20 protein-coding genes are annotated in these 19,225 nt (G+C 70.3%); 10 read left to right on the forward strand and 10 right to left on the reverse strand.

The features are described from left to right. Nucleotides 1-69: 69 nt before the first annotated feature. The 4 genes from KY572_RS20905 to KY572_RS20920 all read right to left on the reverse strand — a co-directional run bounded on the left by KY572_RS20905 (nt 70) and on the right by KY572_RS20920 (nt 4,426). Nucleotides 70-525, reverse strand: a complete 456-nt coding sequence (locus KY572_RS20905) for a hypothetical protein (RefSeq protein ID WP_224244666.1) — start codon at nt 523-525, stop codon at nt 70-72. Between the two features lie 128 nt (nt 526-653). Beyond that, nucleotides 654-2,042: a sensor histidine kinase gene (locus tag KY572_RS20910; RefSeq protein WP_224244667.1), complete on the reverse strand. Its 1,389-nt coding sequence runs from the start codon at nt 2,040-2,042 to the stop codon at nt 654-656. A 194-nt stretch (nt 2,043-2,236) separates the two neighbouring features. Continuing rightward, the gene (locus tag KY572_RS20915; RefSeq protein WP_224244668.1) at nt 2,237-2,848 is read right to left on the reverse strand and encodes a glutathione S-transferase family protein; all 612 of its coding nucleotides are present in this window, start codon (nt 2,846-2,848) and stop codon (nt 2,237-2,239) included. Between the two features lie 21 nt (nt 2,849-2,869). Continuing rightward, nucleotides 2,870-4,426, reverse strand: a complete 1,557-nt coding sequence (locus KY572_RS20920) for a 2OG-Fe(II) oxygenase (protein ID WP_224244669.1) — start codon at nt 4,424-4,426, stop codon at nt 2,870-2,872. 112 nt (nt 4,427-4,538) lie between these two features. Here KY572_RS20920 and KY572_RS20925 point away from each other — a divergent pair, with 112 nt between their 5' ends. Both KY572_RS20925 and KY572_RS20930 read left to right on the forward strand, forming a co-directional pair. Then, on the forward strand, nt 4,539-5,606 hold the full coding sequence (locus KY572_RS20925) for a restriction endonuclease fold toxin-2 domain-containing protein (protein WP_224244670.1): 1,068 nt from the start codon (nt 4,539-4,541) through the stop codon (nt 5,604-5,606). A gap of 11 nt (nt 5,607-5,617) precedes the next feature. Further along, on the forward strand, nt 5,618-5,995 hold the full coding sequence (locus KY572_RS20930) for a hypothetical protein (RefSeq protein WP_224244671.1): 378 nt from the start codon (nt 5,618-5,620) through the stop codon (nt 5,993-5,995). 9 nt (nt 5,996-6,004) lie between these two features. Here KY572_RS20930 and bcp read toward each other — a convergent pair whose 3' ends face one another. Then, nucleotides 6,005-6,583: a thioredoxin-dependent thiol peroxidase gene (gene bcp, locus KY572_RS20935; RefSeq protein WP_224244672.1), complete on the reverse strand. Its 579-nt coding sequence runs from the start codon at nt 6,581-6,583 to the stop codon at nt 6,005-6,007. A gap of 76 nt (nt 6,584-6,659) precedes the next feature. Then, nucleotides 6,660-7,157, reverse strand: a complete 498-nt coding sequence (locus tag KY572_RS20940; RefSeq protein ID WP_224244673.1) for a hypothetical protein — start codon at nt 7,155-7,157, stop codon at nt 6,660-6,662. Nucleotides 7,158-7,209: 52 nt separating this feature from the next. Between KY572_RS20940 and KY572_RS20945 the strand changes: the two genes are divergently transcribed. Continuing rightward, nucleotides 7,210-7,851 (forward strand): hypothetical protein, encoded by a 642-nt coding sequence (locus KY572_RS20945; protein ID WP_224244674.1) that lies wholly within the window; start codon nt 7,210-7,212, stop codon nt 7,849-7,851. A gap of 127 nt (nt 7,852-7,978) precedes the next feature. After that, a complete protein-coding gene (locus KY572_RS20950) occupies nt 7,979-8,749 on the forward strand; it encodes a VOC family protein (protein ID WP_224244675.1) in 771 nt (256 codons plus the stop codon). A gap of 51 nt (nt 8,750-8,800) precedes the next feature. Here KY572_RS20950 and KY572_RS20955 read toward each other — a convergent pair whose 3' ends face one another. Then, nucleotides 8,801-10,126: a response regulator gene (locus KY572_RS20955; RefSeq protein WP_224244676.1), complete on the reverse strand. Its 1,326-nt coding sequence runs from the start codon at nt 10,124-10,126 to the stop codon at nt 8,801-8,803. Between the two features lie 96 nt (nt 10,127-10,222). Here KY572_RS20955 and KY572_RS20960 point away from each other — a divergent pair, with 96 nt between their 5' ends. The 6 genes from KY572_RS20960 (at nt 10,223) to KY572_RS20985 (ending at nt 16,008) form a co-directional block, all read left to right on the forward strand. After that, a complete protein-coding gene (locus KY572_RS20960; protein WP_224244677.1) occupies nt 10,223-10,591 on the forward strand; it encodes an MXAN_6627.5 family MYXO-CTERM protein in 369 nt (122 codons plus the stop codon). Further along, nucleotides 10,591-11,631 (forward strand): methyltransferase, encoded by a 1,041-nt coding sequence (locus KY572_RS20965; RefSeq protein ID WP_224244678.1) that lies wholly within the window; start codon nt 10,591-10,593, stop codon nt 11,629-11,631. Before KY572_RS20960 ends, KY572_RS20965 begins: the two co-directional genes overlap by 1 nt. Nucleotides 11,632-11,723: 92 nt before the next feature. Continuing rightward, nucleotides 11,724-13,169 carry a UbiA family prenyltransferase gene (locus KY572_RS20970; RefSeq protein ID WP_224244706.1) on the forward strand — a complete coding sequence of 482 codons (1,446 nt, stop codon included), beginning with the start codon at nt 11,724-11,726 and terminating at the stop codon, nt 13,167-13,169. Nucleotides 13,170-13,179: 10 nt separating this feature from the next. Further along, nucleotides 13,180-14,580: an FAD-binding oxidoreductase gene (locus tag KY572_RS20975; RefSeq protein ID WP_224244679.1), complete on the forward strand. Its 1,401-nt coding sequence runs from the start codon at nt 13,180-13,182 to the stop codon at nt 14,578-14,580. A 24-nt stretch (nt 14,581-14,604) separates the two neighbouring features. Next, nucleotides 14,605-15,342: an SDR family oxidoreductase gene (locus tag KY572_RS20980; protein WP_224244680.1), complete on the forward strand. Its 738-nt coding sequence runs from the start codon at nt 14,605-14,607 to the stop codon at nt 15,340-15,342. 159 nt (nt 15,343-15,501) lie between these two features. Next, entirely contained in the window at nt 15,502-16,008 is a 507-nt protein-coding gene (locus KY572_RS20985) for a Uma2 family endonuclease (RefSeq protein WP_317987876.1), read from the forward strand. Nucleotides 16,009-16,016: 8 nt separating this feature from the next. Here the strand turns inward: KY572_RS20985 and KY572_RS20990 are convergent, their stop codons facing one another. Genes KY572_RS20990 through KY572_RS21000 form a run of 3 tightly spaced genes read right to left on the reverse strand, consistent with a single transcriptional unit; the run spans nt 16,017 to nt 19,165 of the window. Beyond that, nucleotides 16,017-17,774 (reverse strand): fatty acyl-AMP ligase, encoded by a 1,758-nt coding sequence (locus KY572_RS20990; protein ID WP_224244682.1) that lies wholly within the window; start codon nt 17,772-17,774, stop codon nt 16,017-16,019. Then, nucleotides 17,771-18,037, reverse strand: coding sequence for an acyl carrier protein (locus tag KY572_RS20995; RefSeq protein ID WP_224244683.1), 267 nt, complete (start codon nt 18,035-18,037; stop codon nt 17,771-17,773). The genes KY572_RS20990 and KY572_RS20995 overlap by 4 nt, the downstream gene beginning before the upstream one ends. A gap of 48 nt (nt 18,038-18,085) precedes the next feature. Continuing rightward, nucleotides 18,086-19,165 (reverse strand): type III polyketide synthase, encoded by a 1,080-nt coding sequence (locus tag KY572_RS21000; protein WP_224244684.1) that lies wholly within the window; start codon nt 19,163-19,165, stop codon nt 18,086-18,088. Between the last annotated feature and the right edge of the window lie 60 nt (nt 19,166-19,225).

The following is a 19,225-nucleotide window of genomic DNA, read 5'->3' on the forward strand; positions in this document are numbered from 1 at the left end:
GGCCACGCTCCAGGGACCCCGCGGGCGAGCCCGCTGCGCTCACCCGCCCGCTCGGTCCCCGAGCCTGCTTCACCACCCCTCGCGCTCCTTGCCGTAGTAGCCCGGGTTGCGGACAGGCCCCACCTCGTAGGGAAGCCGCGCCCGCCAGCCCAGATCGCTCGAGCTGCCGGGATCGCCCGCGCGCCCGCTGCCGCCGATGCCCTGCATGGGCGACTCAGGCGGGGCCCGCCCCGTCACGTCCACCTGCCGGGACTGCCCGGAGGCTCCGGCGGTCTCGGGCGTGCGCGGATCGATGCTCGAGCCGACGTCCTGGATGGTGCCGTTGTAGCCCCGGTTCGGATCGCTGTGGAAACGCGCATAGAAGTCCGGCGGCACGTCGTGCCGATGGTTGCCCCAGAACCCCAGGGGAGGATCCCCCGCCTGGCGCCCGCCCGTCACGGGGAGGTAGCCGCACCCCACGCCCAGCAGCGCCACCGCCGCGAGCCCGCCCAATGCCTTCCACGCTCGAAAGCCGCTCTGTCTCATGCCCACTCCCCGAGGGGCACACGAGCCCCCCTTTGCCTCAAGGGATGAGCACCCACACGCGCCTCCACCACCCACCGGGCAGCGAGCCCGGCGCGAGGCAGCCTGTCCGCGCGGCGGGCAGGCGAGCTTCAGTGGGGCAGCTCGGGCTTGAGCGGCAGCTCCACCCGGAAGCGCGTCTCCCCGGGCCGTGACTGGAGCAGGCGGATGCGCCCTCCATGCCGGCGCTCGATGATGCGCTGGGCGATGTCCAGCCCCAGCCCCGTGCCCTCGCCCTGGGCCTTGGTGGTGAAGAAGGGCTCCCAGATGCGGGCCTGGACCTCCTCGGGGATGCCGGGGCCGTCATCGGCGATCTCCACATGCACCTCGTCGCCGCGCCGGCAGGTGCTCACGTGCAGCGTCCCCCGGTCCTTCATGGAGTCCAGCGCGTTCTCGATGAGGTTGGTCCACACCTGGGTGAGCTCGCCGCCGTGAGCCCAGAGCTTGGGCAGCGAGGTGTCGTAGTCGCGCGTCACCGTGATGGCGCCCCGCAGGCGGTGGGCGAACATGGCCAGCGTCGCCTCCAGGCCGGTGTGCACATCCACCTCCTGGAGCGCGTCCTGGTCCATGTACGTGTACTGCCTCACCGAGGAGATGAGCGAGGAGATGCGGTCCGTGCTCGCCTCCACCACCTCCGCCAGCTGCGTCAGCGAGAGCGTGCTCTCGAGCCAGCCCAGCCCGGCCTGGAGCGCCGGCCCCTCCATCGTGGCGCCGAGCTCCTCCAGGTGCGGCAGGTCCACGCCCGCGCTGGCGAAGAGGGAGGCGCGGGAGAAGGCCTTGCGCATGCCGTGGTCTGCCAGCCACTCGACCAGGGCGTCCTCATGGTAGCTGCGCGCCAGCGCATCCATCGCCTGGGGAGGCGTCGTGCGCAGCGACTGGAGCAGTTCCTGGAGCGCCTGGCGTTGGGCATCCGTCACCCGGCGATCCTGGGCGAGCGCGCGGTGCTGGGCGGCGAGACACTCCTCCCGGAGCTGCTCGGCCGCCCGCCTCGCCGCGGCCGCGGGGTTGTTCAGCTCGTGCGCCAGGCTCGCCGCCATGCGCCCCAGCGCGGCCAGCTTCTCCTGCTGGCGGATGCGCGCCTCCAGGTCCTGGCGGCGCTTGGCCATGGCCTGCAGGGCGAACCGGGCGAGCGGCGTGTTCTCGGCCACCATGCGCCGGAAGGTGTCGGTCCTCAGCTGCAGCACCCTCGCCGGTCCGACGGCGCGAGCGGTGGCGCCCGCGGGCTCTCCGGCGAGCTGGGAGAGCTCCCCGACGAACTCTCCACGTCGATGGACGGCCAGCGTCTCCTCCTCGTCCCCCGAGCGATGGGTGAGGCGTATCTCGCCCGCGAGGACGATGAAGACGTCCAGGGCGTGCTGTGCCTCGGCGAAGAGGGTGTCGCCCGGAGAAAGAGGGCGGATCCGTCCCTCGCGCTTCACCTCCTCGAGGACGTCGGGCGGAAAGGAGGGGAATTGCGTGGTGTCGATGGAGTCATGCAGCATGGTCAGCCCCCGGCAAGCAGCTCTCTCACGCGCTGTCGCACCCTCATGGTGGTGACTTCCCCGAGGGGGCACAGGTGGGAGCAGGCAGGGGGCCGGGCTCGCGGCGATCCGTTCGCTTCGGACGGGCGGAGCGCCTCCTTCCGAAGCAGGATCGCCGCCGAGCCACGGGACGGCAGGCGGCCGGACAGGCCTCGCTACGCTTCCTTCCAGTACGGCCGGGCCTGCATCCGGGCCATCAGGGCGGAGAGGTTCGGGTAGCGGGCGATGTCGACTCCGACGCCGGCCCCGAGCTCCAGCTCCGCGCAGACGACGAAGTCCACGATGGAGAGCTTGCCCAGGACGTACTCCTTGCCCTGGAGGTGCTGGTCGAGCACGGGCAGGAAGCGCCCCAGGGTGGCCTCGGCGTCCCGGATGAGGGTGGCATCATTGCCGGGCATGCCGAGGAACGGCTTGATGAACTTCTCGAGGGCGAGCGACATCACCGCGGGCCCGGGGTGGGCGGTCCACCAGAGCAGCCACTGATCCAGGAGCGCCTGGCTCTTCGCGTCCGCGGGGACGAGCCCCTTCTCGGGACGCTTCGAGGCGAGGTACTTCAGGATGGCGGCCGACTCCCAGAGGACGAAGCCGTCATCGTCGATGGTGGGGATCTTCGCGTTCGGGTTCTTCGACAGGTAGTCGGAAGAGCGGTTCTCGCCCTTCGGGATGGAGACGGGCACGCGCTCCAGGGGGATGCCCAGCTCCGCCGCGACGAGCCGGACCTTGCGAGCGTTGGGGGACTTCTCTGCGTCGAAGAGCTTGATGGCCATGGACGTTCCAGGAACCGCGGGTCAGGGAAGCGACTGCGCACTCTGAAAGGCGGGCCGTTCTACGTCCGAATCCACGCTCCTGCCTACCTCCACGTTCCAGAAACGCACCGTCGTGTCATACGAGGCGCTCGCGAGCCGCCCCTCCGGCAGCACCGCCAGGCTCCGGACGAAGCCCGCGTGCTGGAAGGAGGCAGTGGCGACGAAGTCCGGCAGGCGGGTGATGTGGATGCCGTCGTCCTCGCCGCCGCTCGCCACCCTCCCGTCGCGCAGAGGGGCGATGGCGCACACGGCTCCCGCGTGCACGCGGCGGGTGTGACGAGCGTGGAGAGCCAGGCGAGGCGAGGTGGTGAGGCGCCACGCGGTCAGCTCACCCGTGGCCTGGCCGGAGATGAGCTCCCCGGAAGAATCCAAGGCGAGCGCCCGCACCGGCGCACCAGCCCGAGCGGGAGGAGCCGCTTCGCTCGTGCTTCCGGCGTGCCACAGGCGCACCGTCCCGTCCTCGGAGGCGGACGCGAGCAGCCCGCCCTCGAGCGGAACGAGCGCCCAGATCCATCCCGAGTGTCCTCGCAGGGCGCCACGGTGAGCCCCGTCCGAGGACCACAGGTGGATGACTCCATCCGCCCCTCCGCTGGCCATGCCGCCGTCGGGCAGCGGAGCCAGGCACAGCGCCGCACCCTCGTGCCGTCCGATGACGCGCGAGACACCGCTCTCCCAGCGGCGCACGGTGCGGTCCCGAGAGGCGCTCCACAGCCGGCCCCGAGCGTCCTCCGCCAGGGCCACGATGGAGGCGGTATGGCCGGTGAGCACGGCCTCCGAGCGCCACGTGTGCCGTGACGGCCGCCACAGCCGCACGGTCCCATCGCGTGACGCGGTGGCCAGGCTCCCGTTCCGGCGGGCCAGCACGCTCCAGACGTAGCCCTGATGGCCCGTGAGCACATCCGGCACATCCTCGCGCGCGGGAGCCTCGCGCTCATAGAGGACGTCGGTGCGCATGACGTACTTGGTGCCGGAGGAGACCGCTTCTCCGTCATGCCAGAGCGCATGATCGAAGACGATCAAGGTGCCGGCCTCGGGCCGCACCGCCCCCAGCACCTCCGAGCCCTCGAAGCGCTGGGCGTAGTAGCGGGTTCCTCCGCCGGAGAACTCTCCGCCGTCGTTGAGGTAGAGCATGCACGTCAGGTGCGAGCGCACCTCGAGGCGAGGAGCGTAGGCACCGTCGCGGTGGATGCAGAAGCGCTGGCCGCCCCGGTAGCGGCAGAAGCGGAAGCGGGGGTTGAGGCCGTGCAGGCGCCAGGCCTCCCCGGCGGCGTCCACGATGCGCTCGGGCAGGAACGCGCGGATGCGCGTGAAGAAGGCCTCGGCCAGCGCCGCGTCATCGCGGACCAGCCGATCGTTGTCCCGATACGAGGGCGGATAGTCGCCTCCCGTCGCCTGGAAACCAGCGCCTTCCGCCTCCTGGATGATGCGCGCGCACTCCCCTCGAGAGAAGACGCCGCGCAGCAGGAAGCACGGCAGCTCCGTCCGAACCCCCGCCGCCTCACGCACCACCCTCGCGGTGTCCTCGAATCTTGGTTGCATGACCAAAATATGTCACGACATAGGCCGTCCTGCAAGTTGGGCCGCAGGAAGGTCCATCCAGGCCTGTGTTCTTTGGGTGCACACGCACCGCTGCCTGAGGAATGATGGCGACATGAAGACTGCGGCCCTGCTCGCGATCTTGCTGCTGGGGGGGACTGCCTCGGCCAACTCCATGGAGGATGCGCTCTGCCCGGCAACTGCCATCCCAGTCCAGCGGATGGAGGCTTCTGAAAAGCTCTGCCGGTCTTTCGCGCGTGCGCTGGTCCAGTTACCCGCCGCGACCGCGAAGGAGGCGAGCGCTCTGCTGGCCCCCGAGAACCTTGCTCTCATGACGAGCATGTTGGTTGCCTGGATGGGGACTCAAGGCATTCCCATCGTCGGGCAGGCGGTGGATGCGGCCCTGCTCTCTCTGGGCGTCGTCATGCTCGCCGTCCAATCCGCCGAACTGGCTCAGGCACTCTGGCAATACGCCAACAAAGCCAGGAGCGCTCGCAGCCACGAGGAGCTGGATGACGCCGGTGCTCATCTTGCTCGAGCCATCGCCATCGGCGGCATAAACATCGTAGCCCTCATCCTCACCCGGCGTGCCGCGCGCGGCATTCCCTCGGGTCCCCCTGGGCCTTCGCCTCGCCTTGCAACGGCTCAAGGCCCGCAGGCCCGCGTCGCGTTGAAAGCCGAGCCTCCATCCGTCGCAACCATGATGTCTAGCAACCCACGCCCGCCCCGGACGTTCGCCGGCCACACGCTCAAGCGCGTGAACCTGGAAGCCTTCGCCAGGTGGGTGAGGCAGGCTCCGCGCAGGCCCGCGCAGAACTCGCCCGAGGCTTACCGCTACCAGCAGAAGCATGCAGGCCCCGAGGAGATACTGCTCGAAGGCGGCGGCGAGAAGATCTGGGCGGATGGGCTGCGAATGGACACGGCTCGCATCGTCGAGGTCAAGTTCATCGCGGCTCCTGAAAAGAGCCCCTTCATCGAAAACTCGCAGTGCAACGCGCGGGTGCGAGCGGTCATCCAGGAGGAAGTCACCGGCGAGTTCCGAAGGTATGCGGCCATCATTGCGGACACGAGCACTCCAGCCGTGGGGCTCCAAGTCATCCTCAATGATGCGCGCGCGGTCCCCTTCTTCGAGAGACTGCTGCGAACCCTGGGGATCCCAGGAGAGGTCCTCATCCAGCCTTGAGCGGGGCTTGCATGAACTACTTCTTCATCCCACAGCGAGAGGGCCTGCTACCCGCTCCGCGATTTCTCCAACTCCTGCGCTCACGCTGGCCACACGCCCAGGTGGAGCAAGTGCACGACCCTGCGGACAATCATGCGCTCGAATTCAGCATCCCCATGACGCACTCCCGGGTGGATGGCTCTCTCAACCGAGAAGGCAGTGCTGTCGTCTTCGTTGGCGAGATTCGAGACTGCGCGGAGTTTGCTCTCTGGTGCCAGAGCCTCCTCCCGGCTGGGGAGACTGCCAGTTTCTGTGACGAAAGCATGAGCGGCAGTCTCGACCTTGATGCCGGCACAAGCCGCGCCGACATCTTACGGGCCTTCTCGGTACGCCCTGATCAGGAATCCTGAGAAGCCGGCTCAGCGGCTCTTCGCCGCGGCCTTCTTCGCGGGGGCCTTCTTCGCCGCGGCCTTCTTCGCGGGGGCGGCCTTCTTCGCCGGCGCCTTCTTCTCGGCCGGGGCCTCCGAGGCCGCACCGCCCGTCAGCACGGAGAGCACCTCGCCCACGTGGTCCTTCACCTTCACCTTGGGCCACACGTGCTTCACCTTGCCCTGGCCATCGATGAGGAACGTGGAGCGGATGATGCCCATGTACGTACGGCCGTAGTTCACCTTCTCGCCCCAGGCGCCGTACGCCTCCGCGACCTTGTGGTCCGTGTCCGCCAGCAGCGGGAACGGCAGGCTGAACTTGGTGGCGAACTTCTGGTGGCTCTTCGTGCTGTCCGGCGACACCCCCAGCACCACCGCCCCCGCCTTCTCCAGCGCCGAGTGCTCGTCGCGGAAGTTGCAGGCCTCCACCGTGCACCCCGGGGTGTCGTCCTTCGGATAGAAGTAGAGGACGACGTTCTTCCCGGCGAACTGCGAGAGCGACACGGTCCGCCCGGAGTGGTCCTGAAGCTGGAAGTCGGGCGCCTGACTACCTGTCTGAGGGATGGGCATGGCGCTTCTGCTAGCGCCGTGCTCCCGGACACGCAAGCACTACTTTACAGGTCACCTGTGGCGCTCCCGCCCCAGCTCAGGGCTTCGCGTCGTGTCCGTGCTCCTCGCCGCCCTCTCCCGGCGGGTGCGACGTCGCCTCCAGGCGCACCAGCTTCTCCCGGCAGGCGTTGAGCGCCTGACGCACCTGCTCCCGCCGCTCCTCGGTCGCCCGGCCCATCTCCCGGGCCAGCCGCTCGCACTCGGCGCGCTGCGCCACCACCGCGTCCGTGCCCGGCCCCATCGCCCCGGGCGTGGCCAGCGGTCGAGGCGGGAGCGGCCCCCGCAGGGCCTCCACCGCCAGGATGCGGCGCTCCGCCTCGGCCCGGGCCTTGGAGTCCCTGGGCACGGCCTCGAAGGCGGCAATCACCTCGTCCCAGGCCGGGTCCTTCGGGGAGACGCCGCGCTGGATGAGGTCCGCGTACCGGGCCTCGGCCCTGGCGAGCTGCTCCGGCCCCTTGTCACAGCCCGGCAACACCAGCAGAACCAGCACACAGCCCAGGGCGGCCAGGGGGCGCTGCAAAGAAGTGAAAACCATGGTCTCTCCCATGCTGGTCACGCGCGCGGCATGCGGCTAGGGTGCGCGACCAGTGACTCCCGTCTTCTTCGCATTCATCGTCGGTCTCGGCCAGGGCCTGCTCCATGCGGTGGGGCCGGACCACTGCGCCGCCATGGCCACGCTCAACACCCTGGGCGAGGGCCGGCGCCGGGCTGCCTTCATGACCGCGCTGCGCTTCGCCTGTGGGCACGCGGCCGTGCTGGGGGGAGTCGCCGCCTTCTGTCTGCTGGCGGGCGTGGGCCTGTCCGAGGCCTTCGAGCGCTGGGCCGAGGTGTTCGGTGGTGGAGTGCTCGTCGCCCTGGCCGTCACCGCGCTGCTCTTCCCCAACAGCCTGCGCCATGGCCACCCCCACCTGCCCGGCCACACCGAGGAGCCCCACTCTCACGCCCACGAGTCCGTCAGCACCGCCGCCGGCGCGCTGATGGCCGTCAGCGGCGTGCGCTCGCTGCTGCTGGCGCTGCCTCCGCTGCTCGTGGGTGGCAGCATGAGCCTGGCCGCGTGGACCTACCTGCCGGGCTTCGCCCTGGGCATCCTCCTGGGCATGGGCGCCGTGGGGCTGCTGTTCGCCGAGAGCATGTCCCGCCTGAGCAGCGGGCTGGCCACGTGGGTGCACCGCGCCGTGGCCCTGTCCTCCGGAGCGCTGGGCGTCTTCTGGATCAGCTCGCGGCTGTAGGCGCTGCTCCCGCTCAGCTCCTGACAGTGAGTCGCCCTCGGGGACTACCTGAAGGGTCCTCCGAGGCGCTCCCAACGTCACAGGCGATCTGCTAGGGTCCCGCCCCTCTCGAAGGAGGGGGTACGCCATGACGATGAAGAAGGGGCGCTTCGACTGGTACGACCTGATGACGAACGACACCGTCGCCGCCAAGCGGTTCTACTCGGAGACGCTGGGCTGGAACGTCATCAAGTGGGAGCAGGGCGACTATGAGATGTGGGCCGTGGGAGAGCAGCCCATCGGCGGCATGATGGCGCTTCCGGACGAGGCGAAGAAGGCGGGCGCCCGTCCCCACTGGCTGTCCTACATCCAGACGGACAATGTCGACGCGACGGCGAAGCGGGCCGAGCAGCTCGGGGGCCGGGTGCATATGTCCCCCACGGACATTCCGAGCGTGGGTCGCTTCGCGATCCTGGCGGATCCGCAGGGGGCCAGCTTCGCCGTGCTCCAGCCGCTGGAGGTCATGGACGACGTGCCTCAGAAGGCCGGCTTCTTCAGCTGGCACGAGCTCTACACCACCGACTACCAGGCGGCGTGGAAGTTCTACGCGGAGCTGTTCGGCTGGAAGAACACCAGCGCCATGGACATGGGCCCGGAGTACGGCATGTACTGGATGTTCGGGCGTGACACCCAGCACCCGGTGGGTGGCATGTCGAACATCGCCAAGGGGCAGAACACGCCGCCCTACTGGCTGTACTACGTCACCGTCGACGACATCGCCGCCACCGTGGCCAGCATCCAGAAGCACGGCGGCAAGCTGCTCAACGGCCCCATGGACGTCCCGGGCGGCGACAAGATCGCCCAGTGCATGGATCCGCAGGGCGCCATGTTCGCCGTCCACATGCCCGCGCGGAAGTAGCGCCGGCCGAAGCGTGAGCACCGGCGGGGGCCGAGGCGCGAGCCCGGCCCTCTACGTGCGCCGGTCCAGGATGCCCAGCGAGAGCATCGCCACCAGGAAGCCGTAGACCACCTGCTCGGGGCGGTTGGCGTACGCCAGCAGCTCGGCCACCGTCCGGTTGCCGTCGATGCGAGGCAGCAGCTCCGCCTCCCACCGCTCCAGCTCCACCTCGTTGAGGTTGTAGGCGGGCGCCACCGCGGGGATGAGCCGATCCTCCGGCCGCAGCAGCCGGCGCAGGCGCTCCGGCTTGTAGAGCTTCTTCACCCCGCGGACGATCAGGTTGGCCGGGTGCAGATCCAGCTTGATGGACTCGGCGGCCGCCTTCTCCTTGAAGCTCATCACGTAGGTGCCGTCCTCCCACGAGAAGAGCGAGTAGATGATGGCCTTCACCTGCTGGCCCACGTAGTACAGCCGCTCGGTGTCCTTGAGCAGCCCGCGCTCCACCAGCACGTCTCCGGTGCGCCGCTGCGTCTGCGTGGCCACCGTCGCCGCGTCCTGCAGCTGCTCGGGGCGGATCTTCCCCACCCGCACCAGGAACTGGCCGAACCGGTCCGACAGCAGGTTGGACAGCGCGAACACCGGCGTGCCGTGCTCGAAGTACACGACTTTTTTCACCTTGCCGCGCTGCACGCCCAGCTCGCCCGTCTCGCGCGAGAGGAAGAAGGCGGTGATGAGCGAGGGCAGGTTGTCGCGCAGCTCGCCCCGGCGCATGCCCGGTCCACCGCCGCCCGCGGGCACCGGCTCCGGCGGCCGGCCCGGCTGGGGCGGACGCACCACCGTCACCGGCCCCTTCTGCATGGGGCTGGCGGTGAGGTTGGCGCCGCGAATCTCCGCCGACAGGTTGCCGCCTCCGGTCACCTTGATGCGACCGGTGAGCTCCATCGCGTCCTGAGGCCCCTCCTCCTCCACGTCGATGTCCAGCTCCACCTCGAAGGCGTCCTGCGCCCGGGCGACCGGCGGCGCCTTCTTCTCGGCCGGCACCAGCTTGGCCACCGCCTCGAGCAGCTTCTGGGCCTCGAAGGGCTTCTCGAAGTAGCCCGCCGCCGCGTACTTCTGCCGGGCCTCGATGGCGTGCTTCCCACCCTTGAACACACCGGTGATGAAGATGAGCGGGAGCTGGGGCTGCTCCTTCCGGAGCGAGTCGGCCAGGTGGTAGCCCATCATGTCGGGCAGGAGGATGTCGATGACGGCCGTGGCCAGGCTCTGCCCCTTGGCCAGCTCGACGGCCTGCCTGCCGCGGCTGGCCGCGGTCACCTCATAGCCGGCATCCTCGAACAGCTGCGTGAGCAGGGAGAGGAGCTCCTGGTTGTCGTCGACGACGAGGATTCGCGGGGCCATCAGTGGGCGTAACCTAGCAAAACCTCGGGGCAGGATCAGGAAACTGTGCTCCCAAAGGGTGCATCCCGCTCTCCGGGCGGATAGGTTGCACCCGCCATGGTGTCCCCTCCCACCTCTCGCGCGCGCCTGCTCGCCGTCCTGCTCTGCCTGGGGCTGGGAGCGCCGACCCTGGCCTGGGCCCAGGCAGGTGGGGCCTCGGAGGATGGCGGGGTCTCCATGACCCCGGACGCCTCGGTGGGCGAGGGCGGCGCCGATCGCGACAACCCCGAGGGAGAGGATGGGGTGGGCCGCGTCGTGGTGAACTGCCACAGCAGCAATGACTGCTCCCCCCGCTTCACCTGCAATCAAGGCAAGTGCAAGTACAGCGGGGTGCGCGAGGCGGAGCGCGTGGGCTGCCTGCTGGGCCCCGAGGCCGCGCTGGTGCTGACGGGGCTGGGGCTGGTGGCGGCGAGGAGGAGGCGTTAGTGCGACTCGGCTTCAAGGCGGACAACCTGCTGGAGCGCGTGGCGAACTGGTTCAACCTGGCGCCGCTGCCCGTGGTGCAGGTGTTCTTCGGGATGATGAGCTCCCGGACGATGATGGCCGGGGTGCGGCTGGGGGTGTACGCGGCGCTGGCGGACGGCCCCGCCACGGCGGAGGCCCTGGCCGAGCGGCTGAAGCTCTCCCCCGAGGGCACGCGCGTGCTGCTGGAGGGCCTGGTCTCCTGCGAGGTGGTGAAGCGCAAGCGTGGCCGCTACTGGCTGGATGAGCGGGCGCGGCGCTGGCTGGATCCGCGCTCGCCGCAGTACATCGGCGGCTTCATCGAGTTCAACTACTCGCAGTGGGAGTGGTGGAACCAGCTCGAGGAGATGGTGCGCACCGGCAGGTCCGTGGACATCCACGACTTCGCGCCGGAGGACCCACGCTGGCGGGACTACATCCACGCCATGCACCAGCTGGCGCGGCTGGCGGCGCCGGAGGTGGCCTCGGCCATTCCCCTGCCCCGCGGCGCGAAGCACATCCTGGACCTGGGCGGGGCGCACGGCTGGTACGCGGCGGAGCTGTGCCAGCGCCACCGGGGGCTGAAGGCCACGGTGTTGGACCTGGAGGGCAGCGCGCGCGTGGGGCGGGAGATCATCGCCTCGGCGGGGCTGTCGCACCTGGTGACGCACCGGGAGGGCAACATCCTGTCGGCCGAGCTGGGCGGCCCGTACGACGCGGTGCTGCTCTTCCAGGTGGTGCACCACCTGTCGCCGGCGCAGAACGTGGCGCTGCTGCGCCGGGTGCGCACCGCGCTGGGGCCCAAGGGCACGCTCGCCGTCCTGGAGTACCTGCGCGAGGAGGTGGAGGCCGAGCCCAGCGCCTCGGCGCTCATCGGCCTGCACTACTTCCTGACCTCGAAGGCGGCGGCGTACACGCCGGCCGAGGTGGAGGGCTTCCTGGACGACGCGGGCTACCGCATCCTCCGCACCCAACCCATCCGGCGCCTGCCGCTGCAGACGCTCATCCTCGCCCAGCCGGAATGAGGCCGGCCGCTCCCCCACCGGCGGGCCCTCCGCCTCCGACAAATGGGCCGTGCGCCCACGCCCCACTGCGCTAGCCTTCGCTGCCTCCGATGATGTCCTCCGCCTCGCCCGCCCCAGCCTCGGCCCCGGACGTGCCGCTCGTCGTCGACCTCGACGGGACGCTGGTGCGCACGGACACGCTGCACGAGAGCCTGCTGGTGCTGCTCAAGCGCAACCCGCTGCTGCTGGTGCTGGCGGCGCTGTGGATGCTCAAGGGCAAGGCGGCCTTCAAGGCGGAGGTGGGCCGGAGGGTGAAGCTGGACGCCGAGCGCCTGCCCTACAGCGAGCCGCTGCTGGCCTACCTCACCGAGGAGAAGGCGCGAGGCCGGCGGCTGGTGCTGGCCACCGCGGCGGACCAGACGATCGCCGACGCGGTGGCGGCCCACCTGGGCCTGTTCGCCGAGGTGTACGCCAGCGACGGCGTGGTGAACCTCTCGGGCGCGCGCAAGCTGGCGCGGCTGAAGCAGGCGCACCCCGAGTTCGACTACGCGGGGGACGGAGAGGTGGACCTGGCGCTGTGGCGAGAGGCCCGCCGGGCGGTGGTGGTGCACGGCTCGGCGGGGCTGGAGCGGAAGGTGCGCGCGCTGGGGCGCGGCGAGGTGCGCGTCTTCGAGGCGCCCCGAGTGGGCCTGCGCCAGTGGGTGAAGGCGCTGCGGGTGCACCAGTGGGCCAAGAACATCCTCGTCTTCGTCCCGGCGCTGGCGGCGCACAAGGGGCTGAACGTGGGGCTGCTGGTGCAGGCCGGGCTGGGCTTCGTGGCCTTCAGCCTGTGCGCCTCCAGCGTGTACATCCTCAACGACTTGCTGGACCTGGACTCGGACCGGCAGCACCCGACGAAGCGCAAGCGCCCCTTCGCCTCGGGAGACTTGCCGGTGAGGGTGGGAGCGGTGCTGGCGCCGGTGCTGCTGGTGGCCGGCTTCGCGGTGGCGCTGCTGCTGCCGCTGCCCTTCTCCGCGCTGCTGGCCACCTACTACGCGGTGACGCTGGCCTACTCGCTGCACCTCAAGCAGGTGATGGTGCTGGACGTGCTGGTGCTGGCCGGGCTGTACACGGTGCGCATCTTCGGCGGCTCGCTGGCGACGGGGGTGCCCACCTCGAGCTGGCTCTTCACCTTCTCGATGTTCCTGTTCCTGTCGCTGGCGCTGGTGAAGCGGCTGTCCGAGGTGCGGCGGCTGCGGCTCTCCAACGCGACGACGACGCCGGGCCGGGGCTACCTGGCCAGCGACTACGAGCAGCTCTCCAGCCTGGGCGTGGCGGCCGGCTACATCTCCGTGCTGGTGCTGGCCTTCTACATCACCAGCAAGGATGTGACGGCGCTCTATGCCCACCCGGAGCGGCTGTGGCTGCTGTGTCCGGTGATGCTGTACTGGGTGAGCCGCGTGTGGCTGCTGGCCCACCGGGGCCTGGTCAACGAGGATCCGCTGGTTTTTGCGCTCCGGGACAAGGTGAGCTACGGGGTGGGTGTGGTGGCAGCGCTGGTGCTGCTGGCCGCCTCATGAGCGAAGCGGGATGACGAGCGAGCATCAGTCCTGGGGACGCTTCCCGCGCGTGTCGCGGCAGGCGGCGCACCCCGTCGTCTGGCAGACGGAGTCGCTGCCCGTCTCGAGCGGCCCGCTGCTGCCTCATGGGCTGGGGCGCAGCTATGGGGACTCGTGCCTCAATGAAGGGGGAACGCTGCTCACCACCCCCACGCTGGACCGGCTGCTGGGCTTCGACGTGGCCACGGGCGTGGTGCGCTGCGAGGCTGGCGTCAGCCTGGACACGCTGCTGCGGCTGGTGGTTCCGCGCGGCTGGTTCCTCCCCGTCACGCCGGGCACCAGGTTCGTCACGGTGGGCGGCGCCATCGCCAACGACGTGCACGGCAAGAACCACCACCGGGCCGGGACGTTCGGGCGGTACGTGCGGCGCTTCGAGCTGCTGCGCTCGGACGGCAGCCGGCGCGTGTGCTCGCCGGAGGAGCACCGGGACTGGTACGAGGCCACCATCGGTGGGCTGGGCCTCACCGGCCTCATCCTCTGGGCGGACGTGCAGCTGCGGCCCATCCACAACCCGTTCGTCCTCACGGAGACGGTGCCGCTGGAGAACCTGGACGCGTTCTTCGAGGTGTCCCGCGAGTCGGAGCCGGACCACGAGTTCACCGTGGCGTGGCTGGACGGGCTGGCGCGGGGACGCAGGCTGGGACGCGGCCTGTACTACCGGGGCAACTTCGCCCCGCCGCAGCTCGAGGGGCTGCCGCTCAGGAAGAGCCACCTGAACCGGGCCTCGGGGCTGGCGGTGCCTTTCGATCTGCCCGGCTTCAGCCTCAACCGGCTGTCGGTGGCCGCCTTCAACTGGCTCTACTATCGGGTGAACCTGCTGAAGCGCGGGGCCCGGCTGCAGCACTATGATCCGTTCTTCTACCCGCTGGACGCCGTGCAGCGATGGAACCGCATCTATGGGCGGCGCGGCTTCTTCCAGTTCCAGTGCGTGGTGCCGCACGCCACCGCGCGCGACGCGCTGAGGGAGCTCCTGGAGCGCAGCGCCCGGGAAGTACCGAGCTTCCTGAACGTGCTGAAGACCTTCGGGAGCGTGTCCTCGCCGGGGTGGCTGTCCTTCCCGCGGCCCGGGGTGACGCTGGCGCTGGACTTCGCCAACCGGGGCGCGCGCACCTTGCGGCTCATCGCGGAGCTGGACCGCGTGACGCGCGAGGCGGGCGGCGCGGTGTACCCGGCGAAGGACGCGGGGATGAGCGCGGAGAACTTCGCGGCGTACTTCCCCCAGCTCGAGCGCTTCAAGCCGTACGTGGACCCCGCCTTCTCGTCCTCCTTCTGGCGGCGGATGACGTCGGCGTCCGCCGTGGCCACCTCGCCACTTGCCCTCGGCCAGGGAACGGGTGAGGGTGTCGGGGTTCCCGCCGCCGTTCCCCTCTGAACTCGAGCCCCCCCCTCCTTATATATGAAGAAGGTCCTCGTCCTCGGCGCCACGAGCGCCATTGCCCAGGCCACGGTGCGGCTGCTCGCCGCGCGCGGGGCCGCGCTGTACCTGGTGGGCCGCAACGCCGCGAACCTCGACGTGGTGGCGAAGGACGCGGCCACCCGGGGGGCCTCCAAGGTGGAGCAGCAGGCGCTGGATCTGGACGACTTCTCCGCGCACGAGGCGCTGGTGGAGCGCGCGGCGCAGGCGCTCGGAGGATTGGACGGGGCGCTCATCGCGCACGGCGTGCTCGGGGAGCAGAAGGCGTGCGAGCGCTCCTGGACGGAGACGGAGAAGGTGCTGCGCACCAACTTCCTGAGCGCGGCCTCGCTGCTGACGGCGCTGGCCAACCGCTTCGAGGCGCAGAAGGCCGGCACGCTGGTGGTCATCTCGTCGGTGGCGGGAGACCGGGGCCGGCAGAGCAACTACGTGTATGGGGCGTCGAAGGGCGCGCTGAACGTGTTCCTCCAGGGGCTGCGCAACCGGCTGGCGCGCTCGGGCGTGGCGGTGGTGACGGTGAAGCCAGGGTTCGTGGACACGCCGATGACGGCGCACGTGCCGAAGAACAAGCTCTTCGCCTCACCGGAGCAGGTGGCGCGCGGCATCCTGCGCGCGGCGGATGGGCGCAAGAATGAGGTCTACGTCCCCGCCAGGTGGGCGCTCATCATGTTCATCATCCGCTCCATCCCCGAGGGCATCTTCAAGAAGATGAAGCTGTAGCAGCCGCGGCTCCGGCGACGGCTGGGAGACAGGCGGGGCATCAGGGGCTCGCTTGCCGGCGGCCCGCGTTGTATCCAGACTCTCCCTATGGGTTACGGCGCTCGCAAGCTGCAGGGTCCCCCTACTCGTGCCGATCTGGAGGCTCTGCCAGAGTCGGTCGTGGGGGAGATCATCGAGGGCACGCTCTACACCCACGCACGTCCTCGGCCGGGACATGGCCTCGTGGAGGGCAGGCTCTTCGGCGGGTTGGATGGCCCGTTCCAGCTGGGCCGAGGAGGACCCGGTGGATGGTGGATTGAGACAGGGCCGGGCATCGAGCTCGACGGCTCTCCTGAGTTCATCCCCGACCTCGCGGGCTGGCGCCGCGAGCGCGTGCCGGAGTGGCCCGAGCAGTGGACCGTCGTTCCCGATTGGGCCTGCGAGATCCTGTCCCCGACGACCCGTTCCTACGACCAGCGCATCAAGCGCCCCTTCTACGCGCGCATCGGCATCCGCCACCTCTGGTTCATCGACATCGAGGCACGGACGCTCACGGTCAGCGAGCTGATCGAAGGGCGCTGGGTGGAGCTGGGGGTGTATGGCGAGGACGAGGCCATCCGCGCCGCCCCCTTCGATGCCATCGAGCTGAAGCTCGGCGAGCTCTGGCCTCCCACCCGCGCGCCCTGAGCTGGGCGTCAGCGGTCCTGCTCGGAGCGGACGAAGGCCAGGGCGCTCCTGGCCATCTCCACCGCGAGCCCCACCGCGCCCACCTTCTTCGGAGGCTTCAGCCCGTCCGTCAGGTATCGGCGCAGCGCTTCACTCCGCCGCAGCTTGCCGCTCGAGGTCCGTGGCAGCGTCCCGGGCTCCAGCATCCGCACCGTGTGTGGCCGGACGCCCGTGCCCGCCACCACCGCTGCGCGCACCCGCTCCTCCACCGCCGCGTCCTCCGCCTCCGGTCCAGCCCGCTCGGCGAGGATGAGCAGTGCCTCGTCCTCGCTCCCCTCCGGCGTGAAGCCGAGCGCCACCGCGCAGCCCACGCGCACTCCCTCCACCGCCTGCAGGCACTCCTCGAAGGACTGCGGCGCGTGGTTGGCGCCACGGATGATGACCAGGTCCTTCGCGCGGCCCGTGAGGTAAAGCTCTCCGTCCGCCACGAAGCCCAGATCTCCCGTGTCCAGCCAGCCGTCCGGACTCAGCGCTCGCGCCGTGGCCACGGCATCGCCGTAGTACTCCGCCATCACCGAGGGCCCTCGCGCGAAGACACGCCCCACCCGCCGCTCGGGCAGCGCTCCCCCCAGCACATCGCGCACCTCCACCTCGACTCCCGCCACCGGGGCCCCCACGGACACCAGGGCCCGTGAGCCCTCCACCACCCGCCCCTCTCGAGCCAGCACTCCCGCATCCACATTCAGCGAGCGCGGGCCCCGACCACCGGGAGGGAAGGTGACGGCCAGGGAGGCCTCGGACAGGCCGTACACCGGCCGGAGCGCGCTCGCCGAGAAGCCATACCGCTCGAAGCGTTCCACGAAGCGCCGCAGCGTCTCCAGCGACACGGGCTCGGCGCCGTTGAGCGCGTGCTTCCACCACGAGAGATCCACCCCCTCCAGCTCCGAGTCCTTCACCCGCTTCAGGCACAGGCCGTAGGCGAAGTTGGGCGCGGGCGAGATGAAGCCCTTGTGGCGAGACAGCGCCCGCAGCCACAGCGCCGGCCGCGCGAGGAATACCTCCGGAGGAATCAGCACCAGGTTGCCCGGGTAGTACAGCGCCGCGAGCAGACAGCCGATGAGCCCCATGTCGTGGTACAGCGGCAGCCAGGACACGCCCACCGGCGGCGTGCCCGGAGGCAGCGGACTGGCGGCCTCGAGCGCGGCCACCTGCGCCATCAGCGCCGCGTGGGTGAGCGCCACCGGCTTCGGATCCACCGTCGAGCCCGAGGAGAACTGGATGAGGCCCAGCGCCTCGGGGCGGACGCTCACGGCCAGCGCATCCTCCCCGCGAGCCACCTCGTCCACCGTCCGGCAGCCCAGCCTCGGACGTGCCGCCTCCACCGCGGCGCCCAGCAGCAGCTTCACCTTCAGCTCGGTGAGCACCACCGCCGAGCCCGTCACCTCCAGCATCCGCGCCGTCGAGCGGTGGTACTCCTCCAGGCGCCCCAGCCGCACCGGCGGGTAGAGCGGCACCGGCACCGCGCCCGCCAGCAGCGTGCCGAAGAAGGCATCCATGAAGGCCGCGGACGTGGGCAGGAGGATGGCCACGCGATCCCCCTCCGCCACGCCCAGGCGGCGCAGCCCCGCGGCCGTCTGCCGGGCGCGGCGATACACCTCCGCCCAGGACAGCGTCGTCTCGCGCTCGGACGCATCCACGAAGGTGAGCCCCAGCTCCGTGCCCGCCGCGGCCGCGAGCATCTGCGTCACCGTGGCGTACCTCACCGGTGGCAGCGCTGGCCCCTTCATCGCTGAACCTCCGGCGAGGCGACGACGCGCGTCGAGACCAGCCGGGCCAGATCCGCCACGGTGGTGATGCCCACCGCGTCCTCCTCGGACAGCTTCACCCGGAAGCGGTTCTCCAGCCCCACCGCCAGCACCGTCAGCCCCAGGCTGTCGAGCTGCAGGTCCTTCAGCAGATCATGGGAGGGCTCCACCGCCCCCTTCCACTCCAGCTCCTCACCGAGGATGCGGCGGATCTCCGCCACCACCTCGCCTTCCAGCTCAGCCACGCTACACCCCCGAAAAGACGGTGGGAGCGCCCTCCCACCGCGGCATGCTCACCAGCGAAGCAGCACCAGCTCCGCGCAGAAGCCAGGCCCCATCGCCATCATCACGCCCCAGTCTCCCGGCCGGGGCTCGCCCGACTCCAGCGTCTCGCCCATCACGAAGAGCACGGAGGCCGAGGAGAGGTTGCCCACCTCGTTCAGCGACGCCCACGAGCGCGCCAGCGCCTGCCGTGGCAGCTCCAGGCTCTCCTCGAAGGCCTGCAGCACCTTGGGCCCCCCCGTGTGCGCCACCCAGTGGCGGATGTCCCCGCGCGTCAGCCCGTGCTCGGCGAGGAACGCGTCCACGTTGCCGCGGACATGGTCCCGCACCAGCTGGGGCACCTTGGCGGACAGCACCACCTTGAAGCCCGTGTCCACGACGTCCCAGCCCATGATGCGCTCGGTGTCCGGGTAGAACACGGCCCGCGAGCCCACCACGCGAGGCCCGGGCGCGCTCGCCTCGGCGCCCTGCAGCACCGCGCACGCGGCGCCGTCCCCGAAGAGGCCCGAGGCGATGATGTTGGGGATGGACAGGTCCTCGCGCTGCAGCGTCAGCGAGCACAGCTCCACCGAGAGCACGAGCGCCGTGTGCCGGGGATACGCCCGGAGATAGTCCACCGCCCGCGCCACGCCCGCCGCCCCCGCCACGCACCCCAGGCCGAAGAGGGGCGAGCGCTTGACGTCCTCGCGGAACCCCAGCCGGTTGGCCAGGCGCGCCTCGATGCTCGGCACCGCCAGCCCCGTCACCGTCACGAAGAAGACGTGGTCCACGTCCTTCGGCGTGAGGCCCGCCTTCTCGAGCGCCTCGCGCACCACCTTCTCGCCCAGCTCCACCGCGGAGCGGATCCACGCGTCGTTGCGCTGCTGGAAGGAGACGAGCGGGGGGTAGGCCTCGATGGGCAGCGCCAGGAAGCGCCCGGAGACGCTCACCGCGCGGTGCAGATCCTCGAGCCGCTCCAGGTTGAAGTGCTTGCGTGCCCACAGCTCGCGGAAGGCGCTGATGAGCTGCTCCTGCGTCGCGTAGTGCGCAGGGAGCGCGCGTCCCACGGCGCGAAGGAGAGGAGACGGTCCCGGAGTGGCTGCGCTGTGCATGAAGCTCCCGCGGAAGATTGTCCCTTAATCAAGGACGGCAGTGGAATCGAGGCTTTGAGC

Origin of the sequence: Hyalangium gracile, from assembly GCF_020103725.1 — a bacterium.
Lineage (GTDB): Bacteria > Myxococcota > Myxococcia > Myxococcales > Myxococcaceae > Hyalangium > Hyalangium gracile.